At 63.2% G+C, this 18844-nt stretch carries 19 protein-coding genes; 12 read left to right on the top strand and 7 right to left on the bottom strand.

Going from position 1 to position 18844, the window contains the following annotated elements:
- Nucleotides 1–44: 44 nt before the first annotated feature.
- The 5 genes from hslV to AC0L23_RS28830 are packed head-to-tail and all read left to right on the top strand — an operon-like array spanning nucleotide 45 to nucleotide 4219.
- Entirely contained in the window at nucleotides 45–605 is a 561-nt protein-coding gene (gene hslV, locus AC0L23_RS28850; protein WP_018459630.1) for an ATP-dependent protease subunit HslV, read from the top strand.
- A 3-nt stretch (nucleotides 606–608) separates the two neighbouring features.
- Complete coding sequence (locus tag AC0L23_RS28845; protein ID WP_085359563.1) at nucleotides 609–1094, top strand: GNAT family N-acetyltransferase; 486 nt, start codon at nucleotides 609–611, stop codon at nucleotides 1092–1094.
- Entirely contained in the window at nucleotides 1091–1708 is a 618-nt protein-coding gene (locus AC0L23_RS28840) for a DUF2585 domain-containing protein (protein ID WP_085359565.1), read from the top strand. The genes AC0L23_RS28845 and AC0L23_RS28840 overlap by 4 nt, the downstream gene beginning before the upstream one ends.
- Before the next feature lie 53 nt (nucleotides 1709–1761).
- Nucleotides 1762–3066, top strand: a complete 1305-nt coding sequence (gene hslU, locus AC0L23_RS28835) for an ATP-dependent protease ATPase subunit HslU (protein WP_085359567.1) — start codon at nucleotides 1762–1764, stop codon at nucleotides 3064–3066.
- A 28-nt stretch (nucleotides 3067–3094) separates the two neighbouring features.
- Complete coding sequence (locus AC0L23_RS28830) at nucleotides 3095–4219, top strand: hypothetical protein (RefSeq protein WP_085359569.1); 1125 nt, start codon at nucleotides 3095–3097, stop codon at nucleotides 4217–4219.
- Here AC0L23_RS28830 and AC0L23_RS28825 read toward each other — a convergent pair.
- Genes AC0L23_RS28825 through AC0L23_RS28815 form a run of 3 tightly spaced genes read right to left on the bottom strand, consistent with a single transcriptional unit; the run spans nucleotide 4216 to nucleotide 6999 of the window.
- Nucleotides 4216–4806 carry a Smr/MutS family protein gene (locus AC0L23_RS28825; protein ID WP_085359571.1) on the bottom strand — a complete coding sequence of 197 codons (591 nt, stop codon included), beginning with the start codon at nucleotides 4804–4806 and terminating at the stop codon, nucleotides 4216–4218. The genes AC0L23_RS28830 and AC0L23_RS28825 overlap by 4 nt on opposite strands.
- Complete coding sequence (gene mltA / locus AC0L23_RS28820; RefSeq protein ID WP_018459636.1) at nucleotides 4803–6326, bottom strand: murein transglycosylase A; 1524 nt, start codon at nucleotides 6324–6326, stop codon at nucleotides 4803–4805. Before mltA ends, AC0L23_RS28825 begins: the two co-directional genes overlap by 4 nt.
- The gene (locus tag AC0L23_RS28815; protein WP_085349245.1) at nucleotides 6304–6999 is read right to left on the bottom strand and encodes a Tim44/TimA family putative adaptor protein; all 696 of its coding nucleotides are present in this window, start codon (nucleotides 6997–6999) and stop codon (nucleotides 6304–6306) included. The genes mltA and AC0L23_RS28815 overlap by 23 nt, the downstream gene beginning before the upstream one ends.
- Before the next feature lie 412 nt (nucleotides 7000–7411).
- On the opposite strand from AC0L23_RS28815, the gene secB reads away from it, so the two are divergent.
- A complete protein-coding gene (gene secB / locus AC0L23_RS28810; protein ID WP_007598595.1) occupies nucleotides 7412–7894 on the top strand; it encodes a protein-export chaperone SecB in 483 nt (160 codons plus the stop codon).
- On the opposite strand, the gene dnaQ is transcribed toward secB, so the two are convergent.
- From dnaQ to AC0L23_RS28790, 4 genes are read right to left on the bottom strand one after another with little or no spacing between them, the layout of a single operon-like run.
- Nucleotides 7891–8607, bottom strand: coding sequence for a DNA polymerase III subunit epsilon (gene dnaQ, locus AC0L23_RS28805; RefSeq protein ID WP_085349244.1), 717 nt, complete (start codon nucleotides 8605–8607; stop codon nucleotides 7891–7893). The genes secB and dnaQ overlap by 4 nt on opposite strands.
- A gap of 28 nt (nucleotides 8608–8635) precedes the next feature.
- A complete protein-coding gene (gene coaE, locus AC0L23_RS28800) occupies nucleotides 8636–9235 on the bottom strand; it encodes a dephospho-CoA kinase (protein ID WP_085349243.1) in 600 nt (199 codons plus the stop codon).
- A 23-nt stretch (nucleotides 9236–9258) separates the two neighbouring features.
- Nucleotides 9259–9867 carry a Maf family protein gene (locus tag AC0L23_RS28795; RefSeq protein WP_085349242.1) on the bottom strand — a complete coding sequence of 203 codons (609 nt, stop codon included), beginning with the start codon at nucleotides 9865–9867 and terminating at the stop codon, nucleotides 9259–9261.
- An 18-nt stretch (nucleotides 9868–9885) separates the two neighbouring features.
- Complete coding sequence (locus AC0L23_RS28790) at nucleotides 9886–10725, bottom strand: pyruvate, water dikinase regulatory protein (RefSeq protein ID WP_018459640.1); 840 nt, start codon at nucleotides 10723–10725, stop codon at nucleotides 9886–9888.
- Between the two features lie 460 nt (nucleotides 10726–11185).
- On the opposite strand from AC0L23_RS28790, the gene hemJ reads away from it, so the two are divergent.
- The 6 genes from hemJ to AC0L23_RS28760 all read left to right on the top strand — a co-directional run bounded on the left by hemJ (nucleotide 11186) and on the right by AC0L23_RS28760 (nucleotide 18775).
- Entirely contained in the window at nucleotides 11186–11620 is a 435-nt protein-coding gene (hemJ, locus tag AC0L23_RS28785; RefSeq protein WP_018459641.1) for a protoporphyrinogen oxidase HemJ, read from the top strand.
- A gap of 247 nt (nucleotides 11621–11867) precedes the next feature.
- Nucleotides 11868–13133, top strand: coding sequence for a transcription termination factor Rho (gene rho, locus AC0L23_RS28780; protein ID WP_007598612.1), 1266 nt, complete (start codon nucleotides 11868–11870; stop codon nucleotides 13131–13133).
- A gap of 309 nt (nucleotides 13134–13442) precedes the next feature.
- Nucleotides 13443–14801 carry a tRNA uridine-5-carboxymethylaminomethyl(34) synthesis GTPase MnmE gene (mnmE, locus tag AC0L23_RS28775; RefSeq protein WP_085349241.1) on the top strand — a complete coding sequence of 453 codons (1359 nt, stop codon included), beginning with the start codon at nucleotides 13443–13445 and terminating at the stop codon, nucleotides 14799–14801.
- A 428-nt stretch (nucleotides 14802–15229) separates the two neighbouring features.
- Nucleotides 15230–17110, top strand: coding sequence for a tRNA uridine-5-carboxymethylaminomethyl(34) synthesis enzyme MnmG (mnmG, locus tag AC0L23_RS28770; protein WP_085359573.1), 1881 nt, complete (start codon nucleotides 15230–15232; stop codon nucleotides 17108–17110).
- Between the two features lie 7 nt (nucleotides 17111–17117).
- Nucleotides 17118–17891, top strand: coding sequence for a 16S rRNA (guanine(527)-N(7))-methyltransferase RsmG (rsmG, locus tag AC0L23_RS28765; RefSeq protein WP_085359575.1), 774 nt, complete (start codon nucleotides 17118–17120; stop codon nucleotides 17889–17891).
- 29 nt (nucleotides 17892–17920) lie between these two features.
- Nucleotides 17921–18775, top strand: coding sequence for a ParA family protein (locus AC0L23_RS28760; protein WP_085349238.1), 855 nt, complete (start codon nucleotides 17921–17923; stop codon nucleotides 18773–18775).
- Nucleotides 18776–18844 lie beyond the last annotated feature (69 nt).

Here is an 18844-nt window from a genome sequence, read left to right as displayed (position 1 = left end):
CCGCTCCCGACCGCCTAAATCAGCCCGGTCAACGAGGATCATTCATGCAGGACTCCCCAAACAGCTCGCCGGGCTGGCACGGCACCACGATTTTGACGGTCCGCAAGGGCGGCAAGGTGGTGGTCGGCGGCGACGGCCAGGTCTCGATCGGCCAGACCGTGATCAAGCACAACGCCAGGAAGGTCCGGAAACTCGGCAAGGGCGACGTCATCGGCGGCTTTGCCGGCGCCACCGCCGACGCCTTCACGCTGTTCGAGCGTTTGGAAGCCAAACTCGAGCAATATCCGGGGCAATTGACCCGGGCCGCCGTCGAGCTCGCCAAGGACTGGCGCACCGACCGTTATTTGCGGCGGCTGGAGGCCATGATGATCGTCGCCGACAAGGACGTCTCCCTGGTGCTGACAGGCACCGGCGACGTGCTGGAGCCCGAAGCCGGCGTCATGGCGATCGGCTCCGGCGGGAATTACGCGCTGGCGGCCGCCCGTGCCCTACTCGACACCGACAAGGACGCCGAGACCATCGTCCGCCGCTCCCTCGACATCGCCGCCGATATCTGCGTCTACACCAACCGCAATGTGACCATCGAAGCGCTGTCGGCCGGGTAGGCCATGGCCCTCGCCTACACCTTCCGCCCGATGACCGCGGCCGTTCTGCCGCTGATTCGGCGATGGCTGGGCGAAGCGCATGTGCGGGAATGGTGGGGCGATCCGGACGAGCAGTTCGCGCTCGTGAGCGGCGATCTCGGCGAGCCGGCAATGGACCAGTTCATCGTGTTGGCCGACGGTAAGCCGTTCGGCTATCTTCAATGCTACCGCCTGACCGCCTGGAATACGGGTCTTGGGCCGCAACCGGAGGCCACCCGTGGCATCGATCAGTTCATCGGCGAAAGCGACATGATCGCGCGCGGGCACGGTTCGGCATTCATCCGGCAATTCGCCGACGCGCAGTTGCGGCAGGGCCTGCCGCGCATCGTCACTGATCCTGATCCGCTCAACGCGCGCGCCGTGCGCGCCTATGAGAAGGCCGGCTTTGTCCGGGAACGCATGGTCGAGACGCCCGACGGGCCCGCACTCCTGATGGTGCGCGAGCCATGACGCTGGCAACCACGCATGAGAGCAGGGCCGCGTTTCCGCCGCTCGCCTGGGTCGGCATCGCGCTGCTGCTGCTGGCGATGCAGGCCTCGATCCTGCTTGCGATGGGCCGGGTGCCGATCTGCACCTGCGGCTATGTCAAGCTGTGGCATGGCGTGGTGAACAGCTCGGAGAATTCGCAGCACATCGCCGACTGGTACACCTTCTCGCACATCCTGCACGGCTTCCTGCTTTACGGGCTGACCTGGCTGCTGTTCGCGCGGCTGCCGTTCGTGTCTCTGTCCTGGCCCGCCCGCCTGATCATCGCCATTCTGATCGAAGGTGCCTGGGAGATCGTCGAGAACTCGCCCTTCATCATCGAACGCTACCGCGCCGGCACGATCTCGCTGGATTATTTCGGCGACAGCATCGTCAATTCGATCTCTGACAATTTGTCCATGATGCTGGGCTTCCTCGTAGCGCGCCTGCTGCCTGTATCAGTGACCATCCTGCTTGGGCTCGCCTTCGAAATCATGCTGGCGCTGCATATTCGCGACAATCTGACGCTCAATATCCTGATGCTGATCCATCCGATCGAGGCCGTGAAACTATGGCAATCGGGTCCGCCGATCATCTGACGGCCAAAAAAAGCGGCTTGTCCCGCCCCGCATCTGATCCTAGCTAAGGTCCCATGACAGACTTCTCCCCCCGCGAAATCGTTTCCGAACTCGACCGTTTCATCGTCGGCCAGGCCGATGCCAAGCGCGCCGTCTCGATCGCGCTGCGCAACCGCTGGCGGCGGCAGCAGCTCGAAGGCTCCTTGCGCGAAGAGGTGCTGCCGAAGAACATCCTGATGATCGGCCCGACCGGGGTCGGCAAGACCGAGATCGCGCGGCGGCTCGCCAAGCTTGCCAACGCGCCGTTCCTGAAGGTCGAGGCGACGAAATTCACCGAGGTCGGCTATGTCGGCCGCGACGTCGAGCAGATCGTGCGCGATCTCGTCGAGGTCGCGATTTCCCAGGTCCGCGAGCGCAAGCGCAAAGACGTGCAGGCACGTGCGCAGCTCGCCGCTGAGGAGCGCGTACTTGATGCCCTGGTCGGCGCCAATTCCAGCGCCGCGACGCGGGACTCCTTCCGCAAGAAGCTGCGCGCGGGCGAGCTCAACGACAAGGAAATCGAGATCGAGACGCAAGGCGGCGGCAGCGGCTTTCCGATGTTCGAGATCCCGGGCATGCCTGGCGCGCAGATGGGCGCGGTGTCGATCGGCGATATCTTCGGCAAGCTCGGCGGCCGCAGCAAGACGCGGCGGCTGACGGTGGAGAGCTCGCACGAGATCCTCATCAACGAGGAATCCGACAAGCTGCTCGACAGCGATCAGTTGACGATGGAGGCGATCAGCGCGGTCGAGAACAACGGCATCGTATTCCTGGACGAGATCGACAAGATCTGCGCCCGCGAAGGCCGCGCCGGCGGCGACGTCTCGCGCGAGGGCGTGCAGCGCGACCTGCTGCCGCTGATCGAGGGCACCACCGTCTCGACCAAGCACGGCGCGGTGAAGACCGACCACATCCTGTTCATTGCCTCAGGCGCCTTCCACGTCGCCAAACCGTCCGATTTGTTGCCGGAACTGCAGGGCCGCCTGCCGATCCGCGTCGAGCTGCAGGCGCTGACCCGCGACGACATGCGCCGCATCCTGACCGAGCCCGAGGCCTCGTTGATCAAGCAATATGTCGCTTTGATGCAGACCGAAGGCGTCACGCTCGACATCACCGACAACGCCATCGACGCGCTTGCGGACGTCGCGGTGGCCGTGAATTCCACCGTCGAGAACATCGGCGCGCGGCGGCTGCAGACCGTGATGGAGCGGGTGCTGGACGAGATCTCCTTCACCGCCCCAGATCGCAGCGGCGAGACCATCAGGGTCGACGCCGATTTCGTGCAGAAGCACGTCGGGGACCTCGCCAAGAACGCGGATTTGAGCCGGTTCATTTTGTAATTCCGGACGGTCGCGCTATGGATGCGGCGTGACCGCACGCTTCCTGCAAAACCCCTGGCGCCTGCTGCTCGCGATCAACGCGGCAATCATCGTTGGCGTCTTGGTTCACAAGATCCAGCTGCCGCCTTACGTCCCCTACATCCACCTCCTCGTCGATTACCATTTTGGCTTCATCAAGCGCGCGCTGATCGGGACGATCGTCGCGCTGTTCACCGACAAGGTGCCGCTATGGCTGGTGTTCGCGCTCGGCGGCGCGACATGGCTGGTGACGCTCGGGCTGTACGCAAGACTCTTCCAGACAACGTTCGGCTTCACCGCGAAGACATTGCCGACGTTCGTCTTCATCGCGGGCTCGCCGTTCTTCCTCAAGAACTTCATGCACACGCTCGGCCATTTCGACATCTATGGCTGCGCGCTGGCGATCGTCCTGCTGCTGGTGCCGGCCGGCTCGCTGCTATTCGTGGCGCTGGCTGCGCTGTTCTCGATCGTTCTCGTCCTGATCCACCACATCCATCTCTTGATGTATGTGCCGACCATCATCACCATCGTCGTGATCAGGCACTATCTAGCGCATGGCTGCGATCGCACCAATGTCGCGTTCGGCATCATGGCCCTGCTGGCCGTCTCCGCGCTGTTCTTCGCCGCGCAGTTTTGGGGAACGATGCCGGTCCCGGAGGCGGATTTCGTCGCCTATCTGAAGAGCCGGATGGCCGATCCGTCGCGGACCGACCTGCTGCAGTTTGCCTACATCTGGTATCAGCCGTTGGCGAAGGAGATTTCCGACACCTGGGGCCGCCTGCCGCACAACATCCTCGGCGTGCCCGTGTTCGCGCTGCTGATCTGGCTGCACACACCGCTGTGGCGCTATTTTGCGAATTTGATCGGCGCGCTCGCAAGCGACACGCATCGCCGCCTCGTCATTGCGGCGCTGATCGGCGTCAGCCTCGCCTGTGTCGTGATGTTCGCGATGGTATTCGACTATTCGCGCTGGATCTCGAACTGGGCAGTCTGCATGTTCCTGATCCTGCACGCGGTGAAGATGCTGCCCGCCGCACGCGAGACGCCGCTGATTTCGGCGGAAGATCAGACGACAAATATCTTCGGCCTGATTGTCACATTGATCCCGCGCGTCGGAATCGTGCGGCCGTTCTAATATCTCGCCCGCCTGATCCGCACGTAGAGCGCGCCCTCGCCGCCATGGCCGATACCGGCCTCTTCGAATCCGACGACGAAGGCCCGGAATTCCGGCAGGCTCAGCCATTCCGGCACCTGACGGCGCAGCACGCCGCTTTCGCCGCCGCTTCGGCCCTTGCCGGTGATGACCAGCACGAAGGTCAGGCCGTCATGATGGGCGCGGTGCAGGAAGCCGCTCAGCGCGCGGTGGGCACGCATCTGGGTCATGCCGTGCAGATCGAGCCGCGCCTCGATCTCGCTGCGCCCGCGCGACAGCTTTGTGCGCTCGCGCTTGCCGAGCGGCGCCAGCGGCGGCACCGCCGGCTTCGCTGCGCGCGGTGCCGGGGCAGCGGCAATCGGACGTGGCGACGGCGCAATCCGGGGGGCGGGCGCTGCAGGCGAAGACTCGGTGCGTGGTGCAGCTTGCGCCTTCGCCGCACGATGCTTTCTCAGCGGCTTGACCTGCTTTGCGACCGTATCCCACAGCGCGCGCTCTTCCTCACTCAGCACGCGACGGCGCGGCGAGGGACGAGGCTCCAGCACGGGCGGACGGGACGATCGCTTCATTGTTGCCGATGGGAGCGATTTTTCACCGGCCGCCGCGGCTCCTGAACTGGCTCGATCACGGGACGCGGCACCGGCAGCGGGACTGGACCGGCGACAGCGACCGTCTCGCTCTTGCTTTGCAGCTCGGCAGGCGGCTTGTCCTTCGCAGGCTCCGTTTGCGGAAACAGCTTTGCGATCTTCTCCGAGGGCCGCGGGTCCGGCACCGGGAGCCGCGCGCCGCGCGTTGTGGGATCGAGGCTCTTCGGCACCAGCATCACGAAATGCATGGCATGGCGCAGCCGTCCGGAGACCCGGCCGGCATCCTGACCCGCGCCGAAATAGAGATCGGCGCGCGCCGGACCGATGATGGCCGAGCCCGTGTCCTGCGCGATCATCAAGCGATGGAACGGCGTCTTCGCGCGTTCGGAATCGATCGGCAGCTCGCCTTCGATGAAAAACGGGGTGCCGTAGACGTGGAGCGATTTGTCGACCGCGATCGAGCGGCCGGCCGTCAACGGAATGCCTTGCGCGCCGACCGCCTCCTCCTTGTCGGATAGATTGACCTCGCGAAAGAAGATGTAGGAGCGGTTCTGGCGGCGCAGCTCCTTGGCACCGTCAGGGGTCTGCGCCATCCACTCCCTGATCTTCTGCATCGACATCTCTTCCTTTGGAATGATGCCGCGCTCGATCAGGATGCGACCGACCGCCGTATAGGGATAGCCGTTATAGGCGTCGTAGTTGAGCCGGACCGTGCCGCCGTCGTCGAACTTGATCCGCGCCGAACCCTGGATCTGGGCGAACAGCAGATCGGTCGGGTCCTTCAGCCAGGCAATCTCGAGTCCGCGGCCGGCGATCTTGCCGTCCTCGATCTCGGCGCGGTCGTAATAAGGCACGAGCTTGCGGCGGCCGATCTTGCGATAGACCGGGCCCTTGTTGGGCAGGCTGACCGAATCCTGCTTGTAACCGCGCACAAAGAGATTCGAGGGGCGGCGATAGACCGGGACGTTGTAGACGTCGGTCTGCGTGCGCGATCCCTCCAGCACCGGTTCGTAATAGCCGGTGACGAAACCATCGGGCTCGCCGAGGCGCGAGATCCGCAGCGGCGCAAAATTCTCCTCGAAGAAGGTTTTGGCCCGAGCGTCGTCGGTAAGCTCGAGCGATTTGGCGACCCGGCAGGGTTCGCCCAGCGAGGCGCCCAAAGCCTTCGGTTCGGGAGCGCCGGTCTGCGCGTTGATCGGACGGCAGCTCGCGCGAAAGGTCTTGTAGGCGGCAAGATGATTGTCGTCGCCCCAGCCCTTCACGTCGGCCCAGGCCAGCGGCAGATATTGGGCGCCGGGAATTTCAAGCGGCAGGGGAAGCTGCGGATATGGCAAGGCGCGCGGCGGCGCGGCAGGCAATTCCGGGAGATGATGGTGATGGCTGCGATAGTGGCGCCGCGCCGCCTCAGCGCCGAGTGAAAACGACGACAGCGCGACGGCACCTGCGCAAAGCGCCGTCGCGCTGGTCTTCAGGAAAACCTTAATTCGCGCTTCCGGTGCCAACCAGCTTCCAGTTCGGATCGCGAGAAGTGATGTCGCGGGCGAAAGTCCAGATGTCGGTGATGTCGGCGACCGTGTCGGCGCTTCCGTCGACGATGTTGCCGGCCTTGTCCCGGGTGGCCGAGATCATCTGCGAGACGAAGCGGATCGTGAGCTGGGCGGTGCGGTCGCGCAGTTCGGCGCCGACGAGCTCGGCCTTGTCGATCGAGACAAAACGCGTCTCGGTCTTCTGCTCGTTCTTCTCGCGCTCCTTGATCGCGGCATCGAAGCTTTCATAGACCTCCGACGACAGCAGGTCGCGCAGCGCGCGGCGGTCGCCATTGGCAAAGGCCAGCACGATCATCTCATAGGCGCCGCGGGCGCCGGAGATGAAATGCCGCGGATCGAAGGTGGAATCCTTTTCGACGATGGCGTCGAGACCCTGGGCGAGCACGGTGCCCGGCTCGGTCAGGCCCTTCCAACGGTCGGAGGGCGGGGTCGGCTCGGCCGCCGGCGCCAAGGGAGCCTGGTCGATGACCTTGCCCGGCATGGTGACGACGTTCTTGTCCTGGGCGCCCTGGAGCGCGTTGCGGTCGAACGGCGGCCGCTCGTTGCCCGTGCGCTGCCCCAGCACGCTGCGCAGCCTCAGAAAGATGAAGACCGCCAGCGCCAGGAAGATGATGGTGTAGATGTCCACGTCGTATTCGCTTTCTGGTCGTCTGTAGAAGGGGCCGTCTCGAAAGGATCGTGCCGGGAAAATCGATCCGGCCAGTAGACCGTTCCATACCGGAACGGCAAGTCTACATCACCATTTTGGGTCCGCGCGTCAGGTCCGTGGGATGTAGGCACGAAATCTTGCCCGGCCAATGGCGCCTTTTGGCACACCGAGTGTAGCGCGTTTTATGCTTAAGGGGAAACCCGATCCTGCCCGGAAATCGCGCATCTTCAATCGTTTAAGGCGCAGTTGCGCTGGATCGCCGGGGTGAACGCCACAGTTGTGGGCGTGGCCGGAATTCCCCATCCGGGACCGTTCGTCCTTGTGGAACGAGGTAGCCCTATGTTAGCCAACCGCCGCGAAATTCAGCCCAATCGGGTAAGGAGACACTCTTATGACCAACGGTAACGGCACCCCTCCCGAGGCGGCCCAGGCTCCCCAGCTCAACGTCCTGGCGCAATATACCAAGGACCTCTCGTTCGAAAATCCGAATGCGCCCAGCTCGCTCCAGCAGCAGAGCCAGCCGCCCCAGATCAACATCCAGATCAATGTCAGCGCCAACAATCTCAGCGAACAGGAGTTCGAGGTGACGCTGTCGGTCGAGGGCAAGGCCGAGACCGCCGGCAAGATCATGTTCTCGTTCGAGCTCGCTTATGCCGGCGTCTTCCGCATCTCCAACGTGCCGAAGGACAATTTGCATCCGCTGGTCATGATCGAATGCCCGCGCCTGCTGTTCCCGTTTGCCCGTGAGATCATCGCCACTGCCGTGCGCGACGGCGGGTTCCCGCCTTTGATGCTGGATCCGGTCGACTTCGTCGGCCTCTATCGCCAGAACATGGAGCGGCAAATGGCCGCTCAGCCGAGCGGCCAGGCTTAACCAGCCAAAGGGGCGGCTGGAGCGGGCAAGAACTCGTTCCAGATCGCCTTGTCGCCGAGCGTTGTGATGAAGGCCCGGTGGGCCTCGCGCTCGGCGTCCGAAATGCGCGGGGTGAGCGGCGCCGGCCGTTGCCGCCGAGGCGCATCGGCAGCCCCATTGGCGCGAGTCTCTTCGGATTCCGAAGCAAGCAGCAGCTGCGACTGCCGCGCCCCGACCAGATCCACATAGACTTCCGCAAGCAGCTCGGCGTCGAGCAATGCGCCGTGCTTGGTGCGGCGTGAATTGTCGATCGCATAGCGTGAGCAGAGATCGTCGAGCCGGTTCGACACGCCGGGATGCTTGCGCCGAGCCAGCAGCAGCGTATCGACCAGCCGCTCGCGCGGGATCGCCGGGCGCTTGATCCGGTCGAGCTCGGCATTGATGAAGCTGATGTCGAACGAGGCATTGTGGATCACCAGCGGCGCGTCGCCGATGAACTCCAGAAAATCGTCGACGACCTCGTGAAACAGCTGCTTCGTCGCCAGGAATTCGGCCGACAGCCCGTGCACCGCAAAGGCTTCTGCCGGCATGTCCCTTTCGGGATTGATGTAGACGTGGAAACTCTGCCCCGTCGGCATGCGATTGAGCATCTCGACGCAGCCGATTTCGACCAGGCGATCTCCCCGCAACGGGTCAAGGCCGGTGGTTTCTGTGTCGAGAACGATTTCGCGCATGATCTGGGAAGCCGTGTCAGGCGGCGAATCAGGCGCGCCGCTGCGGCATCTTAACGACGTCGGCGAGGATGTGCGCGATTTGGGCGCGCACCGGTTCGAGTCCGTGGGATGTATCCACCACGAAATCGGCACGCCTGCGCTTTTCCGCATCGGGTGTCTGCTTGGCGATGATGGCGTCGAGCTTGGCCTCGTCCATCGTGCCGCGCGCCAGCACCCGCTCGCGCTGCAGTTCCGGAGACGTGGTGACGACGACTACGGCATCGACCCGCGTCTCGCCACCCGTCTCGAACAGCAGCGGTATGTCCAGCACCACGACCGGCGCGTTGGCGGCTTCGGCGTCGGCGAAGAACTTTTTCCGGGAAGCGCCGAGCATCGGATGGACGATCTGCTCGAGCTGCTTGATGGCCGCAGGATCGTGCACCACACGCGCCGAGAGTTTTGGCCGATCAACCTTGCCGTTCGCGGTAGTGCCGGGGAAGGCGGCCTCGATCGCGGGTGCGGCCTCGCCCTCATAGAGCTGATGGACGGCCGCATCGGCATCGTAGACAGGCACGCCAGCCTCCGCGAACAATTTCGCGGTGGTCGATTTGCCCATCCCGATCGAGCCGGTCAGTCCCAGGATCCGCATCAGCGCCCAACCATATCTGCCAGTCACACCGCAACTAGCCGCTCGCGCCGCAGGAACGCAAGCAGCGGCAGCAGCGGCAAGCCGAGAATGGTGAAGTGGTCGCCCTCGATACGCTCGAACAAATGGATCCCCAGGCTTTCGAGCTGATAGCCGCCGACGCTGGTGCTGACGGCGCCGCCGGCGATGTCGAGATAGGCCGAAAGCTCGGCCTCGGTCATCTGCCGCATCGTGAGGCGGGCAACCGAGACGTCCTCGAAGATGATCTCGCCATCGCGTGCGATCGCCACGGCGGAATTCAGCTCATGGCTATGGCCGGAGAGATCGCGCAGCTGCGCCAGCGCCTGGGCGCGGCCCGCAGGCTTGTTGAAGAGGCGATCGCCAAGCGCCAGCGTTTGATCCGCACCAATGACGGTGCTTCCAGCGTGATGGGCCGAGACTGCCTTGGCTTTTTCGCGCGCCAGCAGCAGGGCAATCTCGCGCGGACCAGAAAGCCCGGAGGCGGCCTGGATGCCGCGCTCGTCGATATCAGCCGTGATCGCCTTGAACTCGAGCCCGGCATTGGCCAGGAGCATCTTTCTCGCGCTGCTCTGCGAGGCCAGGATCAACGAAAATTTGCCGAGCCACAGACCCATCGCGAAACTATCCCAAAGCTATTCAGAAGGCCGGTTACGCTGACGATCGCTGTAGAGTTTCATGATCGCCGCGGCGGTTTCCTCGATCGAGCGCCGCGTGACGTCGAGCAGCGGCCAATCGTGCTTGGCGCTCAGCTTGCGGGCAAATGCGACCTCCTCGGCGACCGACTGCTTGTCGGTATAAGTGTCGCTGCTGGAATCGGCCCCCATGGAGAGCAGGCGGTTCGTGCGCACCTGGATCAATCGTTCCGGCGTCGCATGCAAGCTCACCACCAGCGGTCGCGTCAACGTCTCCAGTTGCGAGGGCACCGGAATGCCTGGAACCAGCGGCACGTTGGCAGTGCGGATGCCTCGGTTGGCAAGGTAGATCGACGTCGGGGTCTTGGAGGTGCGGGAAACGCCGACGAGCACCACGTCCGCGTCGTCGAGCCCTTCGACATGCTGGCCGTCATCGTGGATCATCGTGTAGTTCAACGCGTCGATACGCTTGAAGTATTCGGCATTGAGCACGTGCTGGGCGCCGACCCGGCCGGTCGTGGCAGCTCCGAGATAGGCCTCGAACAACTGCATCACCGGCCCGATGATCGACAGGCTCGGAACATTGATCCCCTTGCACTTATCCTCGAGCCTCGAAACCAGATCCTTCTCGAGCAGCGTGAACAGCACGATTCCCGGCGCTTCCTCGATCTCGTCGAGCACGCGATCGAGCTGTTTCTGGCTGCGCACCAGCGGATAGACGTGCTCGACCGGGGTCACGTTGGCGTACTGGGCGGCAACGGCGCGCGCGACCGTGATCAGCGTCTCACCGGTGGAGTCGGAGACGAGGTGCAGATGGAAATAATTGTTCGAAGTCGGCACAAAAGCCCTTTGTATGGAGTCGGTGTGGTTTGTGGATTTCTGTGGAGCTTAACCTCCCGGAAAGGGATGTGCGACACCGGGGGCGGGACAACGGCCGATTTTCTTCACACCGCTGCCCCTGAGAACAACTTCGACGCCCTCCCGAAAGGGAAACGGGATTGCGTCGATAACCCTCTTGATAAGCTGCCGACAGAAACGCGCAAGCCTTTGAAGCTGACCGACTTATCGAAAGCGGCCGGAGCTGTCAGAGGATATGTTGATGGATGTGAACAAGCGCGTGTGAACGGGCGGACGGAAATGTGTGAGTCCAATTCACCGTCACATAGACTCAAACCTTAAGAATCTAAGATTCTTATTGGAGAAGGGCGCTACGGACGGATATGTGTGCAGGCAAGACCTTAACGAGTTCTTACTATCCCCAGCGTTCCCCTCGGCTGGGCAGGAATCCGGACCCCCAGACATGTTTGAAGACGTCTACCTCTGGATCAAGGCGCTGCATGTGATCGCCGTCATTTCCTGGATGGCGGGCATGCTCTATTTGCCACGGCTGTTCGTTTATCATTGCGAGGCTGAAGTCGGCTCGCAGCAGTCGGAAACGTTCAAGATCATGGAACGGCGGCTGTTCAAGGCGATCATCAACCCCGCTATGATCGTGACCTGGCTCGCCGGGCTCTACCTCGCCTGGGCTGGACACTGGTTCACTTTCGGCTGGCTGCACGTAAAACTGGCACTGGTCCTGGCGATGTCCGCGGTCCACGGCTTTTTTTCGCGCTGGCTGAAGGATTTCGCGGCGGACCGGCGCCCCCGGAGCCAGAAATTCTATCGGATTATCAACGAGGTACCAACTGCCTTGATGATTCTGATCGTCATCATGGTGATCGTGAAGCCGTTCTAGGCAGCGGTCGCGAACAATCGCTCAGTGCTTCTGCTTGCGGAGTGTGAGGCGATTTTCTATATTAGCGATATCCCACCCAACGCAGGCGGATGTGGTCGTGTCTGAGCTTTCCAGAGGCCGGACACCCCATCAGGTTTGAAGCCTCACCGGCGCTCTCCTTGCCAGACCTGCGGACCTTACCTTTTCGCGTCCGCATTTCAGAGCCTCCTCGCACCCCCCTCCCAGGTTACCCCACAGGACCACCCCAATGCGGGAAATCAAACTCCAGGACCTCAAGTCGAAGACGCCGGCCGAACTCGTCTCGTTCGCGGAAGAGAATGGGGTCGAGAATGCCAGCACCATGCGCAAGCAGGAGCTGCTGTTCGCCATCCTCAAGCAGCTTGCGCTCGCCGAGACCGACATCGTCGGCGAAGGCGTCGTCGAGGTTCTCTCCGACGGCTTCGGCTTCCTCCGCTCGCCCGATGCGAATTATCTGCCGGGCCCGGATGACATCTACGTTTCGCCCTCGCAGATCCGCCGTTTTGGCCTGCGCACCGGCGACACTATCGAAGGCCACATCCGCAGCCCGAAGGAGGGCGAGCGCTATTTCGCGCTGCTGAAGGTCAACACGCTCAATTTCGAGGACCCGGAAAAGGCCAAGCACAAGGTCAATTTCGACAACCTCACGCCGCTGTTTCCGAATCAGCGCTTCCGCATGGAAATCGACGACCCCACGCGGAAAGACCTGTCTGCAAGGGTGATCGACATCGTTGCGCCGATCGGCAAGGGTCAGCGCGCGCTGATCGTCGCGCCGCCGCGCACGGGCAAGACCGTGCTGATGCAGAACATCGCGCACTCGATCGCGCATAATCATCCCGAGTGCTATCTGATCGTGCTCCTGATCGACGAACGTCCGGAAGAAGTCACGGACATGCAGCGCTCGGTGAAGGGCGAGGTCGTCTCCTCGACCTTCGACGAGCCGGCGGTGCGCCATGTCCAGGTCGCCGAGATGGTGATCGAGAAGGCCAAGCGTCTGGTCGAGCATGGCCGCGACGTCGTGATCCTGCTGGACTCCATCACGCGCCTCGGCCGCGCCTACAACACCGTGGTGCCGTCATCGGGCAAGGTGCTGACCGGTGGTGTCGATGCCAACGCGCTGCAGCGGCCGAAGCGGTTCTTCGGCGCCGCCCGCAACATCGAAGAGGGCGGCTCGCTGACGATCATCGCGACTGCGCTGGTTGATACCGGCAGCCGTATGGACGAAGTCATCTTCGAAGAGTTCAAGGGCACCGGCAACTCCGAGCTGATCCTCGATCGCAAGGTGTCGGACAAGCGGACCTTCCCGGCGATCGACATTTCGCGCTCCGGCACCCGTAAGGAAGAGCTGATCACCGATCCGGTGGTCTTGAAGAAGATGTACGTGCTCCGCCGCATCCTGAATCCGATGGGGACGATGGACGGAATCGACTTCCTGCTCGACAAGCTCCGCTCGACCAAGAGCAATTCCGAGTTCTTCGATTCGATGAACACCTGATTGCAATGCAACATGATTAAAGGGCGCCTTCGGGCGCCCTTTTTCTTTGTGCGGCTTTGTTGCAGCGGAGCTGCAGCATGGCTGGCGTTTGTCGTCTGGAGTAGGCGCCGTCTAAGATGTTGATATAATTTATGAATAGCGGGATCGAGGGATGCCGCTCATTCCGTTGGAAGTGGGTCTTGCAGGAGACGCTCGGGAGTTTTTTGCATCGCACCATAGGTTTTGCTGCGAGAATCCATGCAGCATAATCGCTCGATGGTCAGCCGAAACGGATGTTTGCCTTTTCCCTTTCAGCCGGACAAATAGGCTATGTATCCGCGAGACCACACCATCTTTGCACTGTCGTCTGGCCGTCCGCCAAGTGCGCTTGCGGCGGTGCGTGTCTCCGGGCCAGGCGCCAGCCTGGTGCTGACGACGCTGGCGGGCAAGCTGCCGGCGCCGAGGCAGGCCAGCCGCCGGCTCCTTCATGACGGCGTGGGCCAGCCGATCGACGATTCGGTGGTGTTGTGGTTTCCGGGGCCCGGCAGCGCGACCGGCGAGGACGTCGCCGAATTTCACGTCCATGGCGGCCGCGCGGTGCTGGCCGCACTGTTTACCGCAATTTCCGTAATTCCGAATATGCGAGCTGCCGAACCGGGCGAATTCACCCGGCGCGCCTTCGAGAACGGCAAGCTCGACCTGACCGAGGCGGAGGGCCTCGACGATCTCATTCATGCCGACACCGACCGCCAGCGCCGCCAGGCGTTGCGGCAGTTGCAGGGTCTCCTCGGCAACCGCGCGCGCGACTGGCGCGAGCGCATCATCGACGCCTCGGCCTTGATCGAGGCCGGCATCGATTTCTCCGACGAGGGCGATGTGCCCGCCGAGTTGAGAGCGCCTGCGGTCAAGGCGATCAGTGCGCTGCATGACGAAATCGCAGAAGTCCTTGCGGCACAGGGACAAGCTGAACGCTTGCGCGACGGCCTGGTGGTTGCGATCGCGGGCGAGCCGAATGTCGGCAAGTCGACGCTGATCAACCAGCTCGCGCGCCGCGACGTCGCGATCGTCTCGCCGCATGCCGGCACGACACGCGATGTGATCGAGGTGCAGCTCGATCTTGATGGCTATCCCGTCACGGTGATCGACACGGCCGGCATTCGCGAGACCGACGATCCGGTGGAGCAGGAGGGTGTTCGCCGGGCGCGAGCCCGAGCCGAAGACGCCGACCTCGTGTTGTGGCTGGTGGAGGCGGGGCGCGCGGTCGATCCGGCCGCAATGCCGTTGCTGGGGAAGTCCGGCAACGCAGGCAGCCGCTCCGGCGGTTCGGTCTGGATCGTGCGCAACAAGATCGATCTCGGCGGGGTCGAGGACGTCGGCCTGCACGGTGAGTTCGGAATCGCCGCCAGCCGGGGGGACGGCATTCCCGAGCTGGTCCATGCTATGGTGAAATTCGCCGCCGACTTCTTCGGAACGACTGAGGGCGCGTTGGTGACGCGAGCCCGGCAGCGGGATTTGCTGCGCCGAGCGTCGGACAGCTTGCGGCGGAGTCTGGAGCTTGTAGAAGACAGCGAGGAGCTTGCCGCCGAAGAGCTGCGCGCTGCGGCCTATGCCTTGGGCCGGCTGCTGGGTCGGGTGGATGTCGAGGACGTCCTGGGGGCGATTTTTCAGAAGTTCTGCGTTGGGAAGTAGACCTAGTTCTTCATTGTAGAACTAGCCTTTGTTCCACTTCTTCGTTTCACGTGAAACAGTCGCGTTCCGAGACGTTTCACGTGAAACGTGGCTCCATTACCCATATTTGCTGGCAAACGTGGCAGCTAAGGGAGCGGGTGAGCGGAGAGATCCCGGATCACTCCGCTCGCGATGATGGGAGTATGCCGCTGCCATCGAGCTTCGGAGACCGGGCCGCATCTGGACGTTACGGCCCTTCAGTAGACACTTTATGCTTCGGGAGCTCCGTTTTCTACCGCTGAAAATGATAATTTTTCCAAGGGCGGTTCTACTATGCATGGGGTTGTTTCGCGAAAACATCTGGGCTCCGCTTGCACCGTTTCACGTGAAACAACCGCCTTTCCAGTTTCCGCTTCCGGCTTCCCCGCCTCTGAGCTAGAAGTCCGTCCATGCGAACAGAGCGAGAGAGCTTCGACGTCATTGTGATTGGCGGCGGCCATGCCGGCTGTGAGGCCGCTTCTGCCTCTGCCCGGATGGGCGCGGCGACCGCTCTGGTCACGCACCGCTTCTCCACGGTCGGCGCGATGTCCTGCAATCCCGCCATTGGCGGTCTCGGCAAGGGCCATCTGGTTCGCGAGGTCGACGCGCTCGATGGTCTGATGGGCCGGGTCGGCGACGCCGGCGGTATTCAGTTTCGCGTTCTCAATCGCCGTAAGGGCCCAGCGGTCCGTGGTCCGCGCGCGCAGGCCGACCGGAAGCTCTATGCGGCCGCGATGCAGGCGGCGATCCGGGAGACCGAGGGTCTTTCCGTGGTCGAAGGCGAAGCGGACGAGCTGATCGTGGTCGAGGGACGGGTGATCGGCCTGCGCCTGGCAGATGGCCGCGAGCTTCGGGCAGGGGCCGTCGTCGTCACCACCGGCACCTTCCTCCGCGGTCTGATCCATCTCGGAGAGAAGATTTGGCCCGCCGGCAGGGTCGGCGAGGCGCCAGCGATGGGCCTTTCGACCTCCTTCGAGCGCGCGGGGTTCACCCTCGGACGGCTCAAGACAGGGACCCCGCCGCGTCTGGATGGGACGACGATCGACTGGTCGGCGGTCGAGATGCAGCCGGGGGACGAGCCTCCGGAGCCGTTTTCCGTGATGACCGAGCGGATCACGACGCCACAGATCCAGTGCGGGATCACCCGGACAAATTCCGCGACTCACGAGGTGATCCGGGCCAATGTTCATCGCTCTCCGATGTACTCCGGCCAGATCAAGAGCTCCGGACCGCGTTATTGCCCCTCGATCGAGGACAAGATCGTTCGCTTCGGCGATCGCGACGGTCACCAGATCTTCCTGGAGCCGGAAGGGCTCGACGACAGCACTGTCTATCCCAACGGCATCTCGACCTCGCTGCCGGAGGAGGTTCAGCTCGCCATCCTCGCAACCATTCCCGGCCTGGAGCGGGTGAAGATGGTCCGGCCGGGCTATGCCATCGAATACGACCACATCGATCCGCGTGAGCTCGATCCGACCCTCCAGACCAAGCGTCTGCGCGGCTTGTTCCTGGCTGGCCAGATCAACGGCACGACCGGATACGAGGAAGCCGCCGGCCAAGGCATCGTGGCCGGGCTGAACGCGGCATTGGCTGCGAGCGGCGCCGCGCTGACAGTGTTCGACCGAGCTGATGGCTATCTCGGCGTGATGATCGACGACCTCGTCACCCGCGGCATCAGCGAACCCTATCGGATGTTCACCTCCAGGGCCGAGTACCGGCTGACACTGCGTGCGGACAACGCCGACCAGCGTCTAACCGAGAAGGGCATCGCCTCGGGATGCGTCGGGAGCGCCCGGACCGTGCATCACCGCGCCAAGATGGACGCCTTGAATGCGGCACGAGCGCTCTCGAAGTCGCTGACGGTCACCCCGAACGAGGCCATTAAGCAGGGTCTGACCCTGAACCGGGACGGCCAGCGGCGCTCGGCTTTCGAACTGATGGCCTATCCCGATATTGGCTGGAGCCAGGTCCGTGCGATCTGGCCCGAGCTGTCCGGCATTGATCCCGTCATTGCCACCCATCTCGAGATCGACGCGAAGTACGATGTCTATCTGGAGCGCCAGAGCGCGGACGTCGAAGCCTTCAGGCGGGACGAGGGGATGGTGTTGTCGGACGTCGATTACCAGCAGGTCCCCGGTCTCTCCAATGAGGTGCGGGCCAAGCTGGAGAACGCGCGGCCGTTCACCGTTGGCCAGGCCGGCCGAATCGACGGCATGACGCCTGCCGCGCTCGGCATTCTTGCGGCCTATCTCCGCCGCGAAGCGCGGAAGACTTCCAAAGCAATCGCATAGGTTTCACGTGAAACAGCGCGGGACCGGCGGCGGCAGATCGTCATCAGGAAAACCCTCGGCGGGTGAGGGTGCCGGTGTTCGCTCCGAACCGGCGCCTGCCCGGCCAAAGATCGACAAGGCCAGCGCCAACGATCGATCGTGGGACGTCGTCATTGCAGCCGACAAGGTTGCGGCGCTCAACCTCGCGCCTGTTTCACATGAAACGGAAGCCCGGCTCGATCGCTACATTGCACTGCTACGGGAGTGGCAGGCCAAGACCAACCTCGTCGCGCCCTCGACATTGCCGTACCTCTGGACCCGGCACATCGCCGACTCGCTTCAGCTCGTCGCTCTCGCCCCATCGGCCAAACGTTGGGCCGACCTCGGCAGCGGTGGCGGCTTTCCCGGGATCGTCCTGGCCTGCGCCATGGCCGGGACGGCCGGGGCGAGCGTCCATCTGGTCGAGCGAATCGCCAAGAAGGCAGCCTTCCTGCGCGAAGCCGTGCGCGTCACGACATCTCCGGGAGTCGTACATCTCGCTGAGATCGGGGATAATGTGGATAGAATCACCGGCCCGGTCGATTGCGTCACCGCGCGTGCGCTGGCTCCGCTACATCAACTCATCGGCTTTGCGGAGCCGCTGATGCGCCGGGGCGCAAAAGCGTTGTTTCTCAAGGGTCAAGATGTAGAGTCTGAATTGACCGAAGCCACTAAATATTGGAATATTCAGCCGCAGCTCCACCACAGCCGTACAGGCGACGGTTGGATCGTCGAGCTGGCTTCCGTCGAACGGCGCGGGTGAGGCGTCAGGGGCCGAGTGGGGAATTTGCGATGAGCGTGATTGACGAACCGCAGCAAGAACAGACCGCCGCCGTCCCGCAGGGCCATCCGCGCATCCTGGCGCTGGCGAATCAGAAGGGCGGCGTGGGAAAAACAACCACGGCGATCAATCTCGGGACAGCGCTCGCTGCGATCGGCGAACGCGTCCTGATCGTCGATCTCGATCCGCAGGGCAATGCCTCGACCGGACTCGGCATCGATCGCCGCAACCGCTCCTGCTCGACCTATGACGTTCTGATCGGCGAGGCGAGCCTGCGGGAAGCGGTGGTGTCGACGGCAGTGCCGCGGCTGCATATCGCGCCCTCGACCATGGATCTCTCCGGCCTCGAGCTTGAGCTCGGCACCACGTCTGGTCGTGCGTACAAGCTGCGCGACGCGATCAGCGCGCTCAACAACAACGTTTCGCCCGACGCCGATTACACCTATGTGCTGATCGACTGCCCGCCCTCGCTCAACTTGATCACCGTGAACGCGATGGCGGCTTCCGACGCGATCCTGGTGCCGCTGCAGTGCGAGTTCTTCGCGCTCGAAGGTCTGTCGCAATTGCTGCAGACGGTGGAGCAGGTGCGCTCGACGCTCAATCCGAACTTGTCGATCCACGGCATCGTGCTGACCATGTTCGACTCGCGCAACAATCTCTCGAACCAGGTCGTTGCCGACGTCCGGCAGTTCATGGGCGAGAAGGTCTACAAGACCATGATCCCGCGCAACGTGCGCATCTCGGAGGCGCCGTCCTACGGCAAGCCGGTGCTGGTCTACGATCTCAAATGCGTCGGCAGCGAAGCCTACTTGCGGCTCGCCACCGAAGTGATCCAGCGCGAGCGCGAGCTTCGCACGACGCATTGAAGCGGCGTTGATCCTACGAGTTACGAGTTTCGACAATTCAGTTCTGGAGTGCTGCATCGTGAATCCAAG

Source organism: Bradyrhizobium sp. MI1.4 (assembly GCF_055811315.1).
Note: the sequence above shows the minus strand (reverse complement) of the source record. Positions and strands in the feature narration are given on the sequence as shown.